General features: G+C 64.2%; 15 protein-coding genes and 1 pseudogene. 5 read left to right on the top strand and 11 right to left on the bottom strand.

What is annotated here, in order from left to right:
- Nucleotides 1–76 precede the first annotated feature (76 nt).
- Entirely contained in the window at nt 77–754 is a 678-nt protein-coding gene (locus LFT49_RS17570) for a Crp/Fnr family transcriptional regulator (RefSeq protein WP_013602309.1), read from the bottom strand.
- 196 nt (nt 755–950) lie between these two features.
- On the opposite strand from LFT49_RS17570, the gene LFT49_RS17565 reads away from it, so the two are divergent.
- Nucleotides 951–2135, top strand: coding sequence for a MarP family serine protease (locus LFT49_RS17565; protein ID WP_236799593.1), 1185 nt, complete (start codon nt 951–953; stop codon nt 2133–2135).
- A gap of 30 nt (nt 2136–2165) precedes the next feature.
- On the opposite strand, the gene aroQ is transcribed toward LFT49_RS17565, so the two are convergent.
- The 5 genes from aroQ to LFT49_RS17540 form a co-directional block, all read right to left on the bottom strand.
- A complete protein-coding gene (aroQ, locus tag LFT49_RS17560; protein ID WP_236799592.1) occupies nt 2166–2630 on the bottom strand; it encodes a type II 3-dehydroquinate dehydratase in 465 nt (154 codons plus the stop codon).
- Nucleotides 2631–2761: 131 nt separating this feature from the next.
- On the bottom strand, nt 2762–4954 hold the full coding sequence (locus LFT49_RS17555) for an alpha-galactosidase (RefSeq protein WP_237428925.1): 2193 nt from the start codon (nt 4952–4954) through the stop codon (nt 2762–2764).
- Between the two features lie 148 nt (nt 4955–5102).
- Entirely contained in the window at nt 5103–6443 is a 1341-nt protein-coding gene (locus LFT49_RS17550; RefSeq protein ID WP_236822068.1) for an ABC transporter substrate-binding protein, read from the bottom strand.
- Nucleotides 6444–6536: 93 nt separating this feature from the next.
- Nucleotides 6537–7460, bottom strand: coding sequence for a carbohydrate ABC transporter permease (locus LFT49_RS17545; RefSeq protein ID WP_236799590.1), 924 nt, complete (start codon nt 7458–7460; stop codon nt 6537–6539).
- A 10-nt stretch (nt 7461–7470) separates the two neighbouring features.
- Nucleotides 7471–8403 carry a carbohydrate ABC transporter permease gene (locus LFT49_RS17540; RefSeq protein ID WP_236799589.1) on the bottom strand — a complete coding sequence of 311 codons (933 nt, stop codon included), beginning with the start codon at nt 8401–8403 and terminating at the stop codon, nt 7471–7473.
- Between the two features lie 182 nt (nt 8404–8585).
- Here LFT49_RS17540 and LFT49_RS17535 point away from each other — a divergent pair, with 182 nt between their 5' ends.
- Nucleotides 8586–9791, top strand: a complete 1206-nt coding sequence (locus LFT49_RS17535; RefSeq protein WP_236799588.1) for a Gfo/Idh/MocA family protein — start codon at nt 8586–8588, stop codon at nt 9789–9791.
- 10 nt (nt 9792–9801) lie between these two features.
- On the top strand, nt 9802–10824 hold the full coding sequence (locus LFT49_RS17530) for a LacI family DNA-binding transcriptional regulator (protein ID WP_236799587.1): 1023 nt from the start codon (nt 9802–9804) through the stop codon (nt 10822–10824).
- A gap of 92 nt (nt 10825–10916) precedes the next feature.
- Here LFT49_RS17530 and LFT49_RS17525 read toward each other — a convergent pair.
- The 4 genes and pseudogenes from LFT49_RS17525 to LFT49_RS17510 form a co-directional block, all read right to left on the bottom strand.
- A pseudogene (locus LFT49_RS17525) lies at nt 10917–12247 on the bottom strand (ABC transporter substrate-binding protein).
- A 77-nt stretch (nt 12248–12324) separates the two neighbouring features.
- Nucleotides 12325–13158, bottom strand: a complete 834-nt coding sequence (locus tag LFT49_RS17520; RefSeq protein WP_373462131.1) for a carbohydrate ABC transporter permease — start codon at nt 13156–13158, stop codon at nt 12325–12327.
- Nucleotides 13159–13232: 74 nt separating this feature from the next.
- On the bottom strand, nt 13233–14168 hold the full coding sequence (locus LFT49_RS17515) for a carbohydrate ABC transporter permease (RefSeq protein WP_373462132.1): 936 nt from the start codon (nt 14166–14168) through the stop codon (nt 13233–13235).
- Nucleotides 14155–16218, bottom strand: a complete 2064-nt coding sequence (locus LFT49_RS17510) for a beta-galactosidase (protein ID WP_237428924.1) — start codon at nt 16216–16218, stop codon at nt 14155–14157. Before LFT49_RS17510 ends, LFT49_RS17515 begins: the two co-directional genes overlap by 14 nt.
- A 215-nt stretch (nt 16219–16433) precedes the next feature.
- Here LFT49_RS17510 and LFT49_RS17505 point away from each other — a divergent pair, with 215 nt between their 5' ends.
- Together LFT49_RS17505 and LFT49_RS17500 are read left to right on the top strand one after the other, a co-directional pair.
- Nucleotides 16434–17450 (top strand): LacI family DNA-binding transcriptional regulator, encoded by a 1017-nt coding sequence (locus LFT49_RS17505; protein ID WP_237428923.1) that lies wholly within the window; start codon nt 16434–16436, stop codon nt 17448–17450.
- A 207-nt stretch (nt 17451–17657) separates the two neighbouring features.
- Complete coding sequence (locus LFT49_RS17500; RefSeq protein ID WP_237428922.1) at nt 17658–18329, top strand: hypothetical protein; 672 nt, start codon at nt 17658–17660, stop codon at nt 18327–18329.
- A 14-nt stretch (nt 18330–18343) separates the two neighbouring features.
- Here the strand turns inward: LFT49_RS17500 and LFT49_RS17495 are convergent, their stop codons facing one another.
- Nucleotides 18344–19129, bottom strand: a complete 786-nt coding sequence (locus LFT49_RS17495; protein WP_237428921.1) for a DeoR/GlpR family DNA-binding transcription regulator — start codon at nt 19127–19129, stop codon at nt 18344–18346.
- Between the last annotated feature and the right edge of the window lie 25 nt (nt 19130–19154).

The following is a 19154-nucleotide window of genomic DNA, read 5'->3' as shown; positions in this document are numbered from 1 at the left end:
GACGGCGGGTCGACGAACCTCCGGCAACAAAAAAGCCGCCCCCTCGGGCGGCTTTTTTGTTGGGTTCCAGCTTTATTTAGCGCGAGCGCTGGCGGAGGCGCTGCATGTCCAGGATGACCACGGCGCGGGCTTCGAGGCGGAGCCAGCCGCGCTGGACGAACTCGGCCAGGGCCTTGTTGACCGTTTCGCGGGAGGCGCCCACCAGTTGGGCCAGTTCTTCCTGCGTGAGCTCGTGTGCCACCAGGACACCGTCGGTTGCCGGCCGGCCGAAGCGGTCTGCAAGATCCAGCAGGGCCTTGGCCACGCGCCCCGGGACGTCGGAGAAGACGAGGTCGGAGAGGGAATCGTTGGTGCGGCGCAGGCGGCGGGCCAGGGCCTGCAGCAGCTGGGCCGAGACCTCCGGGCGGGTGCGGAGCAGGGTGTTGAGGCTTTCGTTCTTCAGCCCGGCCAGGCGGGTCTCGGACACCGCGGTGGCAGTAGCCGTGCGGGGACTCGGATCGAACAGGGCCATCTCGCCGAAGAGCTCACCCGGGCCAAGGATGGCCAGGAGGGACTCGCGGCCGTCGGGGGAGGTGCGGCCGAGCTTCACCTTGCCGGAGACGATGAAGTACAGCTGGTCACCCTGGTCGCCCTCGCGGAACACCGACGCGCCGCGGGAAAGGTCCACCTCGGTGAGCTCGTCCGTCAGCAGACGGAATGCGTCGTCGTCGAGCGTGGCGAAAAGGGGTGCTCGGCGCAGTACCTCGATGTCCATGAAATCTCCTACGTAAAAGTATCGGCTGTGGCGCTTTTGCCATTGTTTCAGAATTTTCAAGGTTCTGTGACGAACTTGGCAGCCGAAACACCTGCGGGCAGTGCGCAGCCGGTCCGCCGGAGGGGGCGGCAGGCCACAGAAGATTGTCAGCCACCCCCCACTAGAATGGAGGTTCAACTGTTAATAAGGAGCCTTTGTGGTCGGCCTGACTGTCCTGGACATTGTCCTGATCCTGGCGCTGCTGTCATACCTGATCTACGGCCTCCGCAACGGGTTCCTGGTCACGGTCGGCGGCCTCGTGGGCTTTGCTGCCGGCGCCATCGCAGCCTTCTTCGCCGTCCCCCTCGTCAGCACCTTCGTTGAGGATTCAGGATGGCGGCTCACCGCCATCATTGCTGCCGCCGTCGTACTCATGGCACTGGGACACGGCCTGGGGACCATGGTGGGCCGGCAACTGCGCGGCGTGGTTCGGATCCGGCCGCTGCGCGCGGTGGACCGCCTGGTGGGCGGGGCGCTGAACCTTGTGGTCGCCGCGCTGGTGATGTCCATGCTGGCATTCAGCGTCAGCTCCCTCGGCGTGCCTGTTGTGTCCCAGCAGTTGGCCGAATCCAAGGTGATCCGCTTCATCGACGGGCTCACTCCCACGCCGGTCAAGGCCACCATGGCGCAGCTGCGTTCCACTGTGATCGGCAACGGCATTCCCACGTTGATTGAAGGGCTGGACCAGGGCCAGGCGGTCCAGGTGCCCAACACGAGCACCAACACGCCGGCGCTCAACAAGGCTGCCCAGTCCGTCCTGAGGATTGCGGGCACGGCCTACGAATGCGGCCAGAACCAGACCGGCAGCGGCTTCGTGGTCTCCGATGACCGCGTGGTGACCAACGCGCACGTGGTGGCCGGCGTCTCGCAGCCCGTGGTGGAAATGCCCGACGGCGGTGCCATGCCCGGCCGGGTGGTCTACTTCGACACCAAGCACGACCTGGCAGTCCTGGCAGTGGATAACCTGCCCTCCCGGCCGCTGCCGCTTAGCCGCGACCTGCCCGGCGGCAGCCAGGCTGCATTCGCGGGGTACCCGCACGGCGGTCCCTTCCAGTCCAAGCCTGCCACCGTCCAGGACATCGCCACCGTCCTGGTCCCGGACATTTACGGCAACAACCCCTCGCCGGAGGACATCTACCGCCTGGCCGGGGACGTGCAGCCCGGAAATTCGGGCGGCCCGCTGCTCACCACCGACGGCCAGGTGGCCGGGGTGGTGTTCGCCAAGGCAACCTCGGATGCCGAAGTAGGGTTCGCCATCACCATGAATGACCTGGAGCCTGTGGCAGAGCAGGCGCCGGGACTGTCCTCACCGGTTTCCTCCGGACAGTGCATCCAGAAGTAGGGCAGGGCATCCAGCAGTAGGACCTGGCGGTCAGAGGACCTCGGCCAGGTAGTCGATGGCCAGCTTGTAGCCGAACACACCCGCACCCACGATCACTGCCGCGCAGACCGGCGACAGGTAGGAGTGGTGCCGGAATTCCTCGCGCTGGTGGACGTTGGTGATGTGAACCTCGACGGCGGGAAGCTGGACGGCTGCCAGGGCGTCACGGAGTGCCACGGAGGTGTGCGTGAAGGCGCCGGCGTTCAGGACGATGCCCGCGGCGGTGCCCCGGGCTGCGTGGATGGCGTCCAGCAGGACGCCCTCGTGGTTGGACTGGAGGCATTCCACCGCGAATCCGTGCGCCTTGGCAGCGGCCGCTGCCAGCTGTTCCACGTCGGCAAGGGTTGAGGTGCCGTACTTCTCCGGCTCACGGGTTCCGAGGAGGTTCAGGTTGGGGCCGTTGATGACCAGGATGGTGCCGCGGCCGGCTTCGACAGTGGAGGAGGCTTCAGTCATGCCTGCAAATCTATCGGGTGGCCCGGCCCGCCGCGCATTCTTACGCAACTCCCTCCCATCGGTTGCTGAGTACTTGTCGTTTTCAGGCCTGTAAACGACAAGTACTCAGCAATCGACGGTGATGAAGGCTGTTAGAGGGCTGTGACCTTCAGCAGCAGCGCGTGCTCCGGGTTCAGGATGGGCATCGGCAGGCCGACTTCGGCAAGGAACCTGCCGCTGGCCACCGCACCCTCAGCCAGCCATGCCGGCGGCTGGGCCTGGGTGAACGTGTGGCGGTAGTCGGCGTCCTCTGCGGTGGGGAAGACCGCCTCCACGCGGTAGCTGCGCGCATCATCGAGTCCCGGAATGCCCATCCGCCCCGGCTGCTCGGCAGCCGAGGTACGCGTGCTGACCAGGGTGAACAGGGCCGCCGTCGTCCCTGCCGCCACGGAGCTGTCCGCCACCACGCCGTGCAGCAGGAAGGAATCGTCCGCAACGTCCGCATGGACGGCACGGCCGCTGTGGATCAGGTCCCGGTGCTCCTTGTACAGGGCCACGATGCGCCGCAGCTCCTCGCGCTCCTTGCCCTGCACGCTGCGCACGTCCCATTCCATCCCGAAGTGGCCGAACAGTGCCGTGATGCCACGGAAGGACAGGTCGTGGGTGCGGGCGGTGGTGTGCGAGGTGGTGGGCCCGATGTGGCTGCCCACGAGTTCCGGCGGAACCACGGCCTCCGTCCAGCGCTGGATGGTCTGCCGCTCCAGCGCGTCGTTGCAGTCCGACGCCCAGATCCGGTCCGTCCGCTCCAGGATGCCCAGGTCCACCCTGGCGCCGCCGGAGGAGCAGCTTTCAATTTCGACGCCGGGGTGGGCCTTGCGGAGTGCGTCAAACAGCCGGTAGGCGGCAAGGGTTTGTTCGTGGACGGAAGCGCGGCCGCCGTGGCCGTGTTCCGTGAGGTCCCGGTTCTGGTCCCACTTCAGGTAGCTGATGTTGTTGCCGGCCAGCAGGGCGTCGATCCGGTCAAAGACGTACTGCCAGGCTTCGGGGTTCACCAGGTCGAGGACATGCTGGTTGCGCCACTCAAGCGGCAGCCGGCCGCCGTCCTTGTGCGCGGCGGCCGAGGGACCCACGATCCATTCGGGGTGCGCCCGGGCGATGTCCGAGTCCAGGTTGATCATTTCCGGTTCCACCCACAGGCCGAACTCCATGCCGCGGGAGGTGACCGCATCGATCAGCGGTGCCAGGCCGTCCGGCCACACCGTCTCGTCCACATACCAGTCGCCCAGGCCTGCGCGATCGTCGCGCCGTCCGCGGAACCAGCCGTCGTCGAGCACAAAGCGCTCCACGCCGAGGTCCGCGGCGGAGTCGGCCAGCTCGATCAGGGTGTCCAGGTTGTGGTCAAAGTACACAGCCTCCCAGGTATTCAGCACCACCGGGCGCGGTTTGCCGGCGGGCAGCCCGGTGGCTGCGGCGGGCAGCACGTGGTGCGGGCGGGAGCGGAACCAGCTGTAGAACGCCTCCGTGATGCCGTCCAGGCCCCGGTCCGAGTAGGCGGCGAACAGGGCGGGCGTGGTGTAGCTGCCGCCCGCTGCCAGGATGACTTCGGCAGGGCCCAGGAGTTCCGAGCCGCCGATCATGGTCCGGCCGTCACCGATGGTGTCCGCAAACTGTTCGTGGTTGCCGCTCCAGGCCAGGTGCGTCGCCCAGACCTTGCCGTGCCGGTTGCCGAAGCCTTGGGTGCCGGCGGCGAACAGCAGGGTGGAGTCGTGCCCGGTGCGGCCGTGCCGACCGGTCCGGACCCAGGTGCCCTGCTGGATCTGCCGCCGCTGCGGGTGGCGTTCCCGGCACCAGCGCCCGGTCAGGTCCAAAAGTTCGACGGCGTCCGGTCCCACCGGGAGGACGGTTGCCAATTCGTCCACCTGGAAGGGCGTGGTGCCGTTGTTGGTGACGGTGTGCCGCAGTTCCAGCAGCCCGCCGGGGTGCAGCGTGAGGGAGGTTGTTACGCCGATGCCGGTGTCGGCGTCGGCGTGTTCAATGGTCGCCGATGCCCCTTCGGGGCTGACGGACGTGACGCGGAGGCGGGAGGAGAAGTCAAGGCCGGCCGCGCCGTCGCTGATCCGGTGGCCGCGCAGGGCCGGGCGGCCGCGCCAGGAGGAAGAGGCTTGGGGAAGGAGGCCGGCAGGGACGCGGGCGTCGATGGAGGAGTGCCCCACGGGCGTGGCCAGGATCGCGAGGTCCGGCAGGGCGTCGCCCAAGTCGGCACCCCAGTGGATGACCTCGGCCTCCCCGCTGTCGAAGCTAATCACCAGGCTGGTGCCGGCGGAACGGAGGTTGAGGGGTTCCATAGGATCTCTTTCAGTGTTCAAGGGGTGCATCTTAAGTTACGCACGGGAGAAAGCAAGGGAAAGGGGTGGCCGGATGCCGCCGCCGCGAGGTGGAAGCGGAGGCATCCGGCCGGTGGTTGCGACCACATACGCAACCACATACTGAGGGCTACTTGAACAGGGCGTTGACCTGGTCGTTGGCCTGGGTGAGGGAGCTGGCTGGTGCCTTGCCGGACACCACCGAGTCCATGGCCGGCTTCATGATGCCGTCAACCTTGGCGGCGTTGTCCGCAATCGGGTACAGGAACGTGGTGCCGTCCTTGACCTGCTCGCTGAAGGGGGTCACGTCCACGCCCTTGGCCTTGAAGGCTTCAACGGCCTTGTCGGCAGAGGTCTTGATGGCGGGGAAGACGACGGCCTTGGAGGCGACCACGTCCTGGCAGGCGGCGGAGCCCAGGTACTCCACCCACTTGATGGCGGCTTCAGGCTTCTTGGTGCCGGCGTAGACGGAGTCCGCCAGGCCGTTATACATGCTGGCGCGCTTGCCGTTGACTCCGACGGGAGTGGGGGCGATGCCCACCTTGATGTCCTTGTAGCCGGTGTACTGGCCGATCATCCAGGAGCCGTTGGCGTTGATGACGGACTTTCCGGCGGCAAAGGTATCAGCCATGCTGGCGCCAACCGTGGTTTCGAGCTTGGGCATGTAGCCCTTTTCCACCAGGCCGGCGAACCAGTCGATGCTCTGCTGGAACTTGGGGTCGTCGTAGTTGAAGTGCTTGCCCCAGGGGTTCTTGTCGGTGTGCGTCCAGTCGGTGGTGCCTGTCAGGTAGCTCCACTCGGTCTGGCCCTGTCCGGAGCCGGAGCCGTTGAGGCCCAGCCCGTAGACCGCCACGTTGTTCTTGTCGAAGCCGGGTTCGTCGCCGCGCTTGCCGTTCTTGTCCACGGTCAGGTGGGCGATGGTCTTTTCGTAGGTGCCGCCGTCCTGGGGGTTCCACGTGAGGCTGGCCATCTGTTCAGGCGTGACGCCGGCGTCGGCCGCGAGCTTGGTGTTGTAGAACAGCGCGATGGTGTCCCAGTCCTTGGGCAGTCCGTAGCGCTTGCCGTCCTGTCCCACCCACAGGTCGGCGAGGCCGGAGTTGTAGACGCTGGTGTCGATGTTGTCCTTCTTGACGGCGTCATCCAGCGCCAGCAGCTGCTTGTTCTTGATGAATTCCGGGTACTTGCCCAGGTGGTCAGTGAAGACGTCAGGGGCGGTGCCCGCCACGAAGCCGTTGGTGAGGGTGCCCCAGTAGTCGTCCCAGCCGCGCTGGGTGACCTTGACGGTGATGTCCGGGTTGGCCTTGTGGAAGTCGTCGGCGCACTGCTTGTACGCCGGCAGCTGGTTTGCGTCCCAGAGCCAGTAGTTGATTTCGCCCTTGCCGGCTTCCGAGGATCCACCGCTTCCGCAGGCCGAGAGTGCCAGTACTGCGGCAGCGGCTGCTGCCAGGGAGCCGAGCGCTTTTTTGTTCATTTTCATTACAGGTCCTTTCAAGGTGTTTCCGGGCACGCCGCCATGGCCTGTGCCGGGACAGGGTGTTGGGGAGTTGCGTGGGGAGGGTTACTGCTACTTGATGCCGGAGAAACCGATGGAATTGACGATTTTCTTGCCGAAGATGGCGAACAGGATGAGCACGGGAAGGGCGGATACCAGGGTGGCCGCCATGAGTCCGGACCAGTCGGGGGCGCCCTGCGGCGACTGCGACTTGAAGACGCCCAGGCCCACCGTGAGGACCCGGACGGATTCGTCCTGGCCCACCAGGAGGGGCCAGAAGTATTCGTTCCACTGGCCGATGAAGGTGAGCAGGGCAAGGGTGGCGATGGGGGCTGCGGCGTTTGGCAGGATGATCTGGAAGAAGATCCGAAGGTGCTTGGCGCCGTCGAGCATTGCCGCTTCCTCCACCTCGCGGGACATGTTCAGGAAGAACTGCCGGAGGAAGAAGATGGCGAACGGGGTCATGAAGATATAGGGGAGCACCAGTCCCACCATGGTGTTGAGCAGGCCCAGGTTCTTGATGAGCAGGAAGTTGGGCAGCGCGGTGAAGATCGGTGGCACCATCATGGTGGCCAGGAACAGGCTGAAGACCAGGTTCCGTCCCCGCCACCGCAGCCGGGCAAACGCGTAGGCGGCCATGGCGCTGAAGAACACGGCGCCGGTAGTGGTGATGGAGGCGAACAGGACGGAGTTGCGCAGGTAGATCCAGAAGTCGATCTGGGCACCGGATCCGCCCTGGGCCACGGCCTCTTCCGGGGACTGCAGGCCGAAAACGCGCTGGAATGCGCCGAGGTTGAAGTCTGCAGGGAGCAGGTTGGTGGCGTTGCCGGCCAAGGCCCCGTTGGTGGACAGCGCGGTCCGGAGGATCCAGTAGAACGGGAGGACCGAGACGGCAACGGCGAGGGCTACGAGGAGCCAGGCGCCGCCGCGGCGCCAGGTAAACGTCCGACGGCGGGCGGTTGCCCGGGCGGGTGCGGAGACTTTTGCGGTGGTCATGGAAGTGTCCTTAGTCCAGGTCTGATTCGTTGCCCTTGAGGAACTTCATCTGGATGAAGGCCACCAGGGCGAGGATGACGAAGAGGATGACTGCCAGGGCGGAGCCGTAGCCGAAGTCCGATTCCGTGAAGGCCTTTTGGTAGATGTAGAACTGCAGCACCCGGCTGGCGTTGACGGGGCCGCCCATGGTGGTTACGGCTACGGTGTCGAACACCTGGAAGGAGCCGATCACGGTGACGATCAGCACCAGCGCAAGCACCGGCCGGAGCAGCGGCATGGTGATTTTGCGGAACGTCTGCCAGGGGGAGGCGCCGTCCAGGTTGGCCACTTCATAGACGTGGCTGGGGATGGCCTGCAGGCCGGCGAAGAGGAGCAGTGCCGTGTAGCCCATGTGCCGCCAGGTGTTGATCAGGGCCTGGGTGGGGATGGCCCATTCCTCGCTGCCGAAGAATGCCACCTTGGGCAGGCCGAATGCCTCAATGAAGTAATTGACGATGCCGATCTGGTAGTCGAGGAGCCAGAACCAGAGAAGGGCGGCGATCACGTTTGCCATGAGGTACGGCAACAGGAGTGCGCCGCGGATCAGGGTTGACTTGGCCACCCGGTGCATAAGCAGCGCCAGCCCGAGTGCCAGGGCAGTCTGCAGGACGATGTTGATCAGGACGTACTGCGCGGTGACCGCCAGGGCGTTCCAAAACAGAGGGTCCTTGGCGATGGCTTCATAGTTGGCAGTGCCAATCCATGTTGGGTCACCGAGGATGCTGTATTCGGTGAAGCTGAGGTAGATGCCCCGCAGGGTGGGCACCAGGTAGAAAACGATAAATCCGATCATGGCCGGGGCGATGAAGAGCAGTGCGATCTTCAGGTCGCTTTGTCCCCTGCGCTTCAGGGGCCGGTGCACTGAGTGCTCCGTCCGGCTGGCGTTCCTGGTAAGGGTGGTCATCGTCGACCCTTTCCTGAGTGTGATGGAAGTAACAAGCTGGGTAGCAATCTACACGAGTAGATAAGAGGATCGCAAGAGACCCTATGAGGTTTAGTTTTCTTGATGTTTTCGCCAGTAAATGGATATTGACTCGAGTAGATAGTGATGAAACACTCAGGGAAACTTCAAATGGAAGGCAGACAATGGCGTTTTCGATCGGCGTACTCGGCGTTGGGCAGTTCGGCGGACAGTTCGCGCACCTTTTCAACCTCCACCCCGGCGTCAGCGACGTCTTCGTGGTGGACGAGCGGCCCGAGCGCGCGGCCGAGGCTGTGGAGCGGTACCACTTGGCAGGGGCCAAGGCGGACTTCGCGGAGCTCCTCGCCTCCGACGTTGATGCCGTTGCCATCTTCACCCAGCGCTGGACCCACGGCCCGCTGGTCGAACAGGCGCTCCGGGCAGGTAAGCACGTCTACTCAGCAGTACCCATGGCGGTATCGGAAGAGGAGATCGCCCGCATCATCCAGTCCGTCCGGGAAACCGGCTTGGTGTACATGATGGGGGAGACCAGCTACTACAACCCCGCTACGGTGTATGCCCGCGAACAGCAGGCGGCCGGCAGGTTCGGGCGAATCTTCTACTCTGAGGGCGATTACGTCCATGACATGGACCTGGGCTTCTACGACGCCTACCAGTACAGCGGGGGTGAGCGGTGGAAGGAGACCGCCAGCTACCCGCCGATGCTGTACCCCACCCACGCAATCGGTGGTGTGCTGGGTGCCATTCCAGGACACGCCGTCAGCGTCAGCTGCGTTGGAGTCCGCGACGACCGGAACGACGGCGTCTTCAACAGGGACATCAGTATGTTCGGCAACGACTTTTCCAACGCCACCGCACTGTTCGAACTGAACGACGGCGGCGTGATGCGAACCAACGAGATGCGCCGCGTGGGCTATCCCTCCCATATCCGTGAGTCCCGCTTCAGGTTCTTCGGCACGGAGGCGAGCTTCGAACAGCTTGCCAAGGTTACGGTCTGGCAGGACAAACAAAACGTCCATGACATCTCCGAGCAGATGGAGACCCGTCCCAGCATGTCCCTGGACGACCCCTCCCTGGCAAACGTGGCCCCGGAGCTTCGCGACGCCTTCGTCTCCGGACTCTCGCCCGTCCACGACGCAGAACGGCTCCCGGAGGAGTTCCGCGGCGCACCCAACGGACATGAAGGCAGCCACCACTTCCTGGTGGACGACTTTGTCACGGCCGTGAACACCGGCACCCTGCCGCCGGTCAATGCTTGGGTGGCGGCCCGTTACACCCTGCCTGGCATCGTGGCCCACCAGTCAGCACTTCAAAACGGCGTACGGCTTCCCATCCGTGACTTCGGTGATGCGCCCGGTACCAGCAGTTAGCATGGACACTATGACCTCCCCGCCCGCGCAGGCCTCCCGCGGCGGCCCCGTAACCCGCAAGGACGTTGCGCGTTATGCCGGCGTCAGCACCGCCGTCGTCAGCTACGTTGTCAATGGCGGGCCCAAGAAAGTGGCACCGGCAACGGAAGCCAAGGTCCAGGACGCCATCCGCGTCCTTGGCTACCGTCCCAACGCCGCCGCCCGGGCGCTCAAGCTGGGTTCAAGCGAGACGCTGGGGCTCATCATCCCGGACAACACGAACCCCTTCTTTTCCCTCCTGGCCCATGCTGTTGAGGACGCTGCCGCGGATCTGGGCTACGCCCTGGTGCTCAGCAACTCCGACGGGAACCTGTCCAAGGAGCGGCGGAACATCCGCAACCTCGCCGCCCGCCAGGTGGACGGCGTGCTGCTGGCAAGTGTCCTTTTCGAACCTGACCTGGAAGCGCTGGAAACGGCGGACATCCCGGCCGTGCTGCTGAACCAGGAACGCGATGCCCCGGGCTTCAACAGCATCGGTGTGGACCTCGCAGCAGGGGCCAGGATCGCAGTGAACCATCTGATCGGTCATGGGCACACCAATATCGGTCTGGCGATGGGCACCAACGTTTCCGGCAGCCTGGACGGCCGCGAGGTGGGTTGGCGCCAGGCGCTCCAGGAGGCAGGCCTGCCGGAGGGCCCCATCGTATACAGCGGCTTCACCTGGCCCGGCGGCTATTCGGCCGGCCAACGGCTGCTGGCCTCGATCAACAGGCCCACGGCGATATTCGCAACCTCGGACACCCAGGCGGTGGGCCTGCTCCGCGCCATTCATGAGGCGGGCCTGGCCGTGCCGGGTGAGATCGCCGTCGCGTCCTTCGACGGTTCCATTGAATCCGAATATTCGTGGCCGCCCCTGACCACTATGGAGCAGCCCGTGGCTGCGATGGCGGAAGCCGCCGTGCAGGCCCTGGTGGAAGCCAAGCGCGGCGGGAAGCCAAAGCACAGAATATTTCCCACAAAGCTCCACGTCCGGCAGTCGTGCGGGTGCCCCTGAAGGCCGTCTGACAACAAAGGCCACCATCCCCGCGGCGCGGGGATGGTGGCCTTTGTTGTCAGGAGTTGTGTCGAGGCTGTGCCTCCAGCTCGTTATTCCTTGACGGGGATGGACTGCGCCTTCAGGGCATCGACGGTCTTCTGCTGGCCGCTCTTAAGTGCATCCAGGAGCGTGCCGCTGCCGCCGGCTGCCTTGCCGAAACCATCCGACACATCGGTGTAGGTCTTGGTCATGGTGGGGCCCAGGTGAAGTTCGGATTCACGTTGGACGAGGCCTCGGCGAAAACGTCGTAGATCTTCTGGCCACCGAAGTAGTCCACGCCGCCGGAGAAGGCGCCGAGGTCCTTTGCCGATTTGGCCGCGGGGTAGAGGCCGCCGAGCTTGTTGGCCAGCGCCAGCGCCTCAGGATCCGTGTTCAGCCACAGCGCGAATTTGGCTGCCTCGTACGGGTGCTTGGAGCCCTTGAGGACTGCAGTCGAGGAACCGCCCCAGTTGCCCGCGGCCTTTCCGCCGGCCTCCCACTGCGGCATGGGTGCAACTGCCCACTTGCCCGCGGTGTCGGGGGCTCCGCTTGCCAGGGTGGACGCGCCCCAGACCGCAGAGACCCAGGTCCACTGCTGGCCTTTGTTGAAGGAGGCGTTCCACTCATCGGAGAAGGAGGGAAGCGTGGATACCTCGCCCTTTTCGAGCAGCTTCTGCCAGTAGTTGGCCACCTTCGCGGACTCCTTGCCGGTCAGGTTTACCTCCCACTTGTCATCGGTGTTGGAGAACCACTGTCCGCCCGCCTGCCATACGTTGCCGGCAAACCAGTTGACGTCGCTGCGGGGGAAGTTGGTGATGTAGGAGCCGCGGGCCTTGATCTGCTCAGCTGCCGCAGCGTATTCGTCCCAGGTGGTGGGGACCTTGATGCCCGCCTCCTTGAAGAGGTCCGCCCGGTAGAACATCGCCATCGGACCGCTGTCCTGCGGGATGGCATAGACGGCCTTGTCCTCGTTGAAGGTGACCTGGCCCCAGGTCCAGTCCACGAACTTGTCCTTGGCTTCTGCCACTCCCTCGCAGCCGGCGATGTTCGCCAGTCCGTCCTGCACACGGAAGTTGGGGAGTGCGTCGTATTCGATCTGCCCCAGGTCGGGGGCGTTGCCCGCCTGTAGCTGGTTGAAGAAGTTTTGGTAGGTGCCCGAGTTGCCGTTGGGCCCGGTCTGGACCTTTACCTTGATGTCAGGATGGTCCTTGTTCCAGAGGTCCACCACCTTGTCCATGCCAGGCACCCAGGTGGTGAAGGACAACTCAACCGGTCCGGAGGAGGGCTTGCAGGAGGTGGTGTCCTGGGCAGCAGAGGTGCTTTCGCCGCTTGAGCAGCCCGCAAGGGACAGCGCCGAGACTATGGCAAAGGCGGCAGTGGCTTTTCCGTAACGCACGCGCATTTCTATTCCTTATTAGTGGGGTGGGTGTACCGGGGCAGTGGGCCGCGGGACGGGTTGTGGGGGGAAAATTTTGTGGGCTATTTGACGCTTCCAGCGCCCAGGCCGCTGCTCCAGAAGCGCTGCAGCCCGAGGAACGTTGCGATCAGCGGGAGGATCGACACCAGGGCGCCGACGATCACCAGGACCCGGAGCTCCGGAATCTGGCTGATCTGGCTGTTCCACGCATACAGGCCCAGCGTGACCGGAAACAGTGTCTGGTCCCGCAGCATGATGAGGGGCAGGAAGAAGTTGTTCCAGATGGCTACGAACTGGAACAGGAAGATGGTCACCAGGGCAGGAGCCATAAGGCGGGTGGAAACCGTGAAGAAGGTCCTGGCCTCAGATGAACCATCGAGGCGTGCAGCCTCCAGCAGCTCCGTGGGGACGCTTGCCGCCGCGTAGATCCGGGCAAGGTAGACGCCGAAGGGGCTGACCAGGCTGGGCAGGAACACTGCCCAAAGGGTATTGGTCAGTTTCACCTGGCTGAAGATCAGGAACAGCGGGAGGGCGAGTGCAGTTGCGGGCACCAGCACCCCGCTGAGCACGACGTTGAAGATGGCCTCACGGCCACGGAACTCATACTTGGCCAGGGCATAGCCGCACATGGCGGCAATGACGGTACCAACCAGGGCGCCCAGCCCCGCGTAGAGGGCGCTGTTGGCCAGCCAGCGCCCGAACACGCCGTCGCTGTAGGTGAACAGGTTGCCCAGGTTGGCGAAGAAGGTGGGGATGGAGTCCGCGGTGAACCACAGCGGTGCGGTGCCTGTGATGTCCCCGCCGGTCTTGGAGGAGGAGACCAGCAGCCACCAGATGGGGGTCAGAAAGTAGAGCGTGAAGACGCCCATGATGAGCATGGCCGCTCCCCGGGACATGATGCTTTGCCGGGGTCCCCGGGGTGTGGTTGCCGTGGTGGCCGGCTTTTTTGTGGTCATGGCCGTTGCTGCGCTCACTGGGAAACCTTCCGCTGGGTTGCCTTGAGGAAGACGAAGGAAAGAACGAATGTTGCCAACGCAAGCACCACCGAGAATGCTGCAGCCAGGCTGTAGTTCGGGACTGATGCTGTTGTGTAAACGGCGAGGTTGGGAGTGAAGGTGCTGCTGATGGCCGTGCTGAAACTGCGCAGGGTCTGCGGTTCCGCCAGGAGCTGGAGCGTTCCGATGATGGAAAACACGCCGGTGAGGATGATGGCCGGCACCACGAGGGGAATCTTGATGCGCCAGGCGATCTGGAAGTTGCTGGCACCGTCCAGCCGGGCCGCTTCGTAGATCTCCGTTGGGATTGCCAGCAGGGACGAGTAGATGATCAGCATGTTGTAGCCGACGTATACCCAGGTCACAATATTTGCCACTGCCCACAGGACCAGGTCTGCCGAGAGGAAGTTGACCTGCGAGGTAACGGCATCAAAAGGGGAAAGCGACGGCGAATAGAGGAAGCCCCACATGATCGCTGCGATGACGCCGGGGACGGCATAAGGGGCGAAAAACGCCAGCCGGAAGAACTTCTTCCCCTTCAGGAGGGGCGAGTCGAGCAGCAGGGCGAAGAGGAGTGCAAGGCCAAGCATGACGGGCACCTGGACCACTCCGAAGAGCAGTACCCGCCCCACAGACTCCCAGAATTCACTGTTCTGGAACACCTGCTGGTATTGGACCAGCCCGCCGAAGACCTGCTGGGGAGGTCCGAATGTTCCCTTGCGTTCAACGGTGAGCAGCGACTGCACCACGGCAAAAATGATCGGAACCGCATAGAAGGCAAGGAAAAGGACGCCGAATGGCGCAACGAACAGGAGGACGGCGCGGCGCTGGGCGCCTGTGGTTTTGGACTTCCGGGGCATCGGCACTCCGGTGGCCGTTGCCGGCGCGGTAATGGGTCTAGTCACGTTCATCATCTTTCTGGCCGGTGTTCTGGCCAGTAGTCGGGGGAGCTGATGTGGCGGTGCGGACAACCCTCACGGCGCCCGCAGGAATGGCGACGGCGGTGGCGACTTCTTCGCCGGCGATCAGTTCGTGGCCGCGGGCCGCGTACTTGTGCTCTTCTTCGGTGTGGTTGATCAGGAAGGTGTAGTCGTGGTCAAGGCCTGCCCGGACCACGACTTCAAGCCCTGGGGCTGACTCGTAGGCAACCACTCCAGCGCCGGCAGCAGCCTCGGACACGGTGTGGCGAAGTGCTGCCTGGTCCAGCGCCGTCGCCAGGTACCACGCCGTTCCGGACCCGTGCTGGTTGCGGGTGACGGCGGCCGTGCCGGCGAGGGGCCCATCGGTGAAGGAGGCTATTGCCTCCGCTCCCTCCAGCCGCAACGCTTCGGTCCACAGGGAGGCATCAGCACCGTTGTCGAGGGTCCTGGCCTGTCCCCGGGCCAGGGGGATGAATTCCTCCGTCCGGATGCCGAGCAGTTGCCGGAAGGCGCCGGGATAGCCGCCGGCCAACACCTTTTCGTTTTCGTCCACAATGCCGCTGAAATAGGTAACGATGGCATGGCCGCCGCTGCTGACGTAGTCCGCAAGCGCTGCTGACTCCTTGTCCCGGACGAGGTACAAGCCGGGCACCACCACGAGTTTGTAGCCGGAAATGTCGGCGCCGGGGGCCACGATGTCTACCGTGATGCCCGCGTCCCACAGTGCCTTGTACATCGCGTGCACCTGGTCCAGGTACCGAACGTCTGAAGATGGGTGGGACTCCTGGTCGTAGGCCCACCACGCTTCCCAGCTGAACATTAGGGCCGCCTCCGCCATGACTGTCGAACCGGCTACCTCGGCAAGCTGCTCCAGTATGCCGCCGAGTTCCACCACCTCCTTCCAGATCCGGGAATCCGTTCCTGCGTGGGGAAGCATTGCGGAGTGGAACTTTTCACTGCCCTGGACTGAAGCGCGCCACTGGAAGAAGCAGAGCCCATCGGCGCCGCGGGCCAGGTGGGCAAGTGAGTTGCGGAGCATCTCGCCAGGGTTTTTGGCAATGTTGCGGGGCTGCCAGTTCACGGCCGACGTTGAGTGCTCCATGAGCAACCACGGCCGGCCCTGGGCGAGGCCCCTGGTCGCGTCGGCGGCAAAGGCCAGTTCGATGGTGGGGTCTTCAAGCCGGTGGTCGAGGTAATGGTCATTGGCAATGACGTCCATATGCGGTGCCCATGACCAGTAATCCTGGTTGCGGATGTGGGCGGCGACCATGAAATTGGTGGTGACGGGAACGTCGCTGTGCCGCCTCAGGACCTCGGCTTCGGACTGGTAGTAACCCAGCAGTTCATCCGAGCTGAAGCGGTGGAAGTCCAGTACCTGGGTCGGGTTGCTGGTGGAAACAGTGGTGCGGGGCGGCAGGATTTGGCTCCAGTCCGAGTACCGCTGTGACCAGAAGGCGGTGCCCCAGGCGCTGTTGAGCGACTCGAGGGTCCCGTACCGGGTGACCAGCCAGCCGCGGAAAGCCTCGGCGGAGACGTCGCAGTAGCACAGTGCGTTGTGGCAACCGAGTTCGTTGGAGACGTGCCACAGCCTGACGGCCGGATGGGCGCCGTACCTGCGCACCACCTCGGTGACCAGCCGGAGGGCGTATTCGCGGTAGTGCGGGGAACTGGGGCACCAGGCCTGGCGCCCGCCGGGCCAGGCGCGGGTTCCGGATGCCGACTGGGGGAGGATGTCCGGGTGAAGCGCTGTGAGCCAGGCCGGTGTGGAGGATGTTCCCGTCCCCAGGTTGACGCCAATGCCGTTGGCGTGGAGCAGGTCCAGGATCTCGTCAAGGCGGTCGAACGTAAAGATGCCCTGGGTTGATTCCAGTTCTGCCCAGCCAAAAATATTGACGGCGACGAGATTTACGCCGGCCTGTTTCATGAGGCGGACGTCTTCCTGCCACACGGTGTTGTCCCACTGCTCGGGGTTGTAGTCGCAGCCGTAAACGAGTTGTCCGCTCGGGGACAGCCCGGCAACCGGCGTTCTGGTGGGGCTCAACCCTGCTCCTTCGGCTTGCAGCAGACGTGCAAGACCGGGGCAGACCCGGACTCCTGGACGCTGTTGTCTCAACGATTTCTGTGAACGTTCCCAGAGAAGCAATGCAGTGAGTGATGCAGATCATCTGGGAACGTTCCCAGAGTACGCATCGGCGCGAGGGGTGTCAATGCGTGCGGCAGGACATCCCTTCCTGCAGACTCGGCTACAGTACAAATATGTCGCTGACACGCACCCGTGCCCGCCGCGCCACCATCAACGATGTGGCGGACGCTGCCGGGCTTTCCAGGGGGACCGTTTCACGTGTTATGAACGGGGAAAAATATGTGTCGGACGAGGCCAGGCAGGCGGTGGAGGAAGCCATTGCCCGGGTTGGGTACGTCCGGAACAGCGCCGCCCGGAACCTGGTCACCAAGGAGTCCCGGGCCATCGGGCTGATCATCCACGAACCACACTCGCTGTTGTTTGAAGATCCGAACATCGGCTCCATCCTGCTGGGGGCCAACGAGGTCCTGTCCAAGGCTGACTATCAACTGGTTTCGCTGATCATTGACTCGGACCGTGACAGCCGCCGGGTGGCTGATTACCTGCGGGGCGGCCTGGTTGATGGTGCCGTCATCATCTCGGCCCGCGCCTCCGATCCGATTGCGGCGGCCGTGGCGGAGATCGGCTTGCCGGCCGCTTTTGTGGGGCATCCGGAGGGGACTCCCGAGTTGCCCTACGCCGCCATCGACAATGTGGAGGCCGCCCGCAACATCACCGGAAGGTTGCTCGAAACTGGGCGCAAACAGGTAGGTATGATCGCCAGCGCATTGGACCGCGATTCCGGGAAGGACCGCGTGGCAGGCTTTCGCGCTGCACTGGGCGGACGCTTCAATCCCGACCTGGTTGTTGAGTATCCCCTGTACACCTATGCCGCAGGCTTCGATGGAATGCAGGAGTTGCTGCGGCGGGCGCCGGACATCGATGGAGTCTTCGCCGCCTCCGATGCCGTGGCTGCGGGCGCAATGACCGCGCTGCAGGAGGCCGGCCGAAGGGTGCCCGAAGATGTGGGCGTTGTCGGTTTCGATGACAGCAGTTGGGCCCTGCGCTGCCGCCCGCAGCTCTCCACAGTCCGCCAGCCCGCGGATCTGCTGGGGAGCGCCGCTGCTGAGCTCGTCCTTGCCCAGCTCAAGGGGCTTCCGGGCACGCCGCGGGTCCTTGAGACAGCGATCCAGTGGCGCGGTTCTGCCTGACCTTTCGGGGCGCATCCCCGCTCTGGTTCCGGAACAGGATGAAACCAAGGGACGCGAGAACCACCATGCCGCCAAACGCCTGTCCGGCCGAGAGTGATTGCCCCAGTACTATCCATCGCGCCAGAACTGCAGTGGAGCTGAACAGCCGCGAATTTGGGCCGGGAAGGTCAAATGTGCGTCAGCACTGAATAACAGGAGCGAGAAACAATGCATCTCAAAAGCATTCGGATGCCTTCCCCTGATCTTGAAGGCAGCGCAGTTTTCTACCGTGACGTTCTTGGTCTTCCGGTCCGGCAATCCAAGGAAACGGTGGTCGTCGAGGTTGGCTCCAGCCTGCTTGAGTTCTTCGAAGGCAATGCCTCTGAAGGCAGCAACCATCTGGCTTTCACCATTCCGGCCAACCAGTTGGCAGACGGGAAGCGCTGGCTGTCTGGCAGAACCAGGGTCATAAGCCTCAATGGAAATGACGAGTTTCAGCTGGGGGAGCCCTGGGAATCGGAGTCGGTCTACTTCGAAGGCCCGGACCGGATGATTTTGGAATTAATCTCCCGGCAGCAATTGGACAACGCTTCCTCCGCGCCGTTTTCCGGCGCAAGCCTCTTATGTATCAGCGAAGTAGGGCTTGCCGTGCCGGATGTCGCACGCTCCATACAGGAGATAGGGGATGCGTTCGGGATTCAGTCTTTCGCCGGCGACGGGCAAAGCTTCCATGCGATGGGGAACCATGACGGGCTCCTCATTCTCGTGCCCGCCGGCCGGCGCTGGTTCCCAACCTCCGATGCCCTGTCGTCGTTCGGACAGCTCACTGTGGACATCGCGGGCACGCCCCGTTCCGGGACCTTTGATTCCGGGGTGGGATGGCGGCTCAGATCAGGCTAAGCCGTGAAGAAGCCCTAGGCAGGGACCACCCGCAGTTTGGCCCGTTCGCCGAGTACCCGGCGCGCCTCGGCGCTGAGCCCGGCGTCGCTGATGACCTCGTCCACGTCATCCAAGGCGGCGATGGAGCTGATCCCCAGCATGCCCCACTTGGTGTGGTCGGCCAGCACCACTGTTTTCCGCGCAGCCGCCACGAACGCACGGTCCGTTTCCGCCTCCAGCAGGTTGGGCGTGGTGAACCCGGCATCGGCATCCATCCCGTGGACGCCCAGGAACAGGACATCCAGGTGCAGTTGCTTGAGTGCGCCCGTTGCGATTGGGCCCACCAGGGCGTCCGACGGCGTGCGCTCGCCGCCCACGAGAATGACGGTTGACGACTGGCGGGCTGAGCCGGAGGAAGCAGCGTGGTGGAAGAGGTCTGCGATCCTCACCGAGTTGGTCACCACGGTGATCCGGGGGCCATCGACCAGTTCCTTGGCGAGCGCCCATGTAGTGGTTCCGGCACTTAGGCCAACAGCCATCCCTTCCTGGACCAAAGCGGCCGCCTCTACGGCTATGGCGCGCTTTTCCAGCGTCAACTGCGTGGACTTCAGTTCGAACCCGGGTTCATGGGTGCTGGCATCGCCGGGAAGCTTGGCCCCGCCGTGGATGCGCTCCAGCTTCCCGCCTTCTTCCAGCAACTCGATGTCCCGGCGGACGGTCATCAGTGAAACACCCAGCTGCTGGGCCAGGTCCGAGACACGGACAACCCGTTCGCGCCGGACAACGTCCACGATGGCCTGATGGCGTGCGGCAGGGAGCATGGGGGTCCTTTCGTGCTGCTCGAGC

The sequence above is a fragment of the Arthrobacter sp. FW306-06-A genome (assembly GCF_021870055.1).
GTDB lineage: Bacteria > Actinomycetota > Actinomycetes > Actinomycetales > Micrococcaceae > Arthrobacter.
The sequence above is the reverse complement of the archived record's forward strand: the minus strand, read 5'-3'. Positions and strand labels throughout refer to the sequence as shown.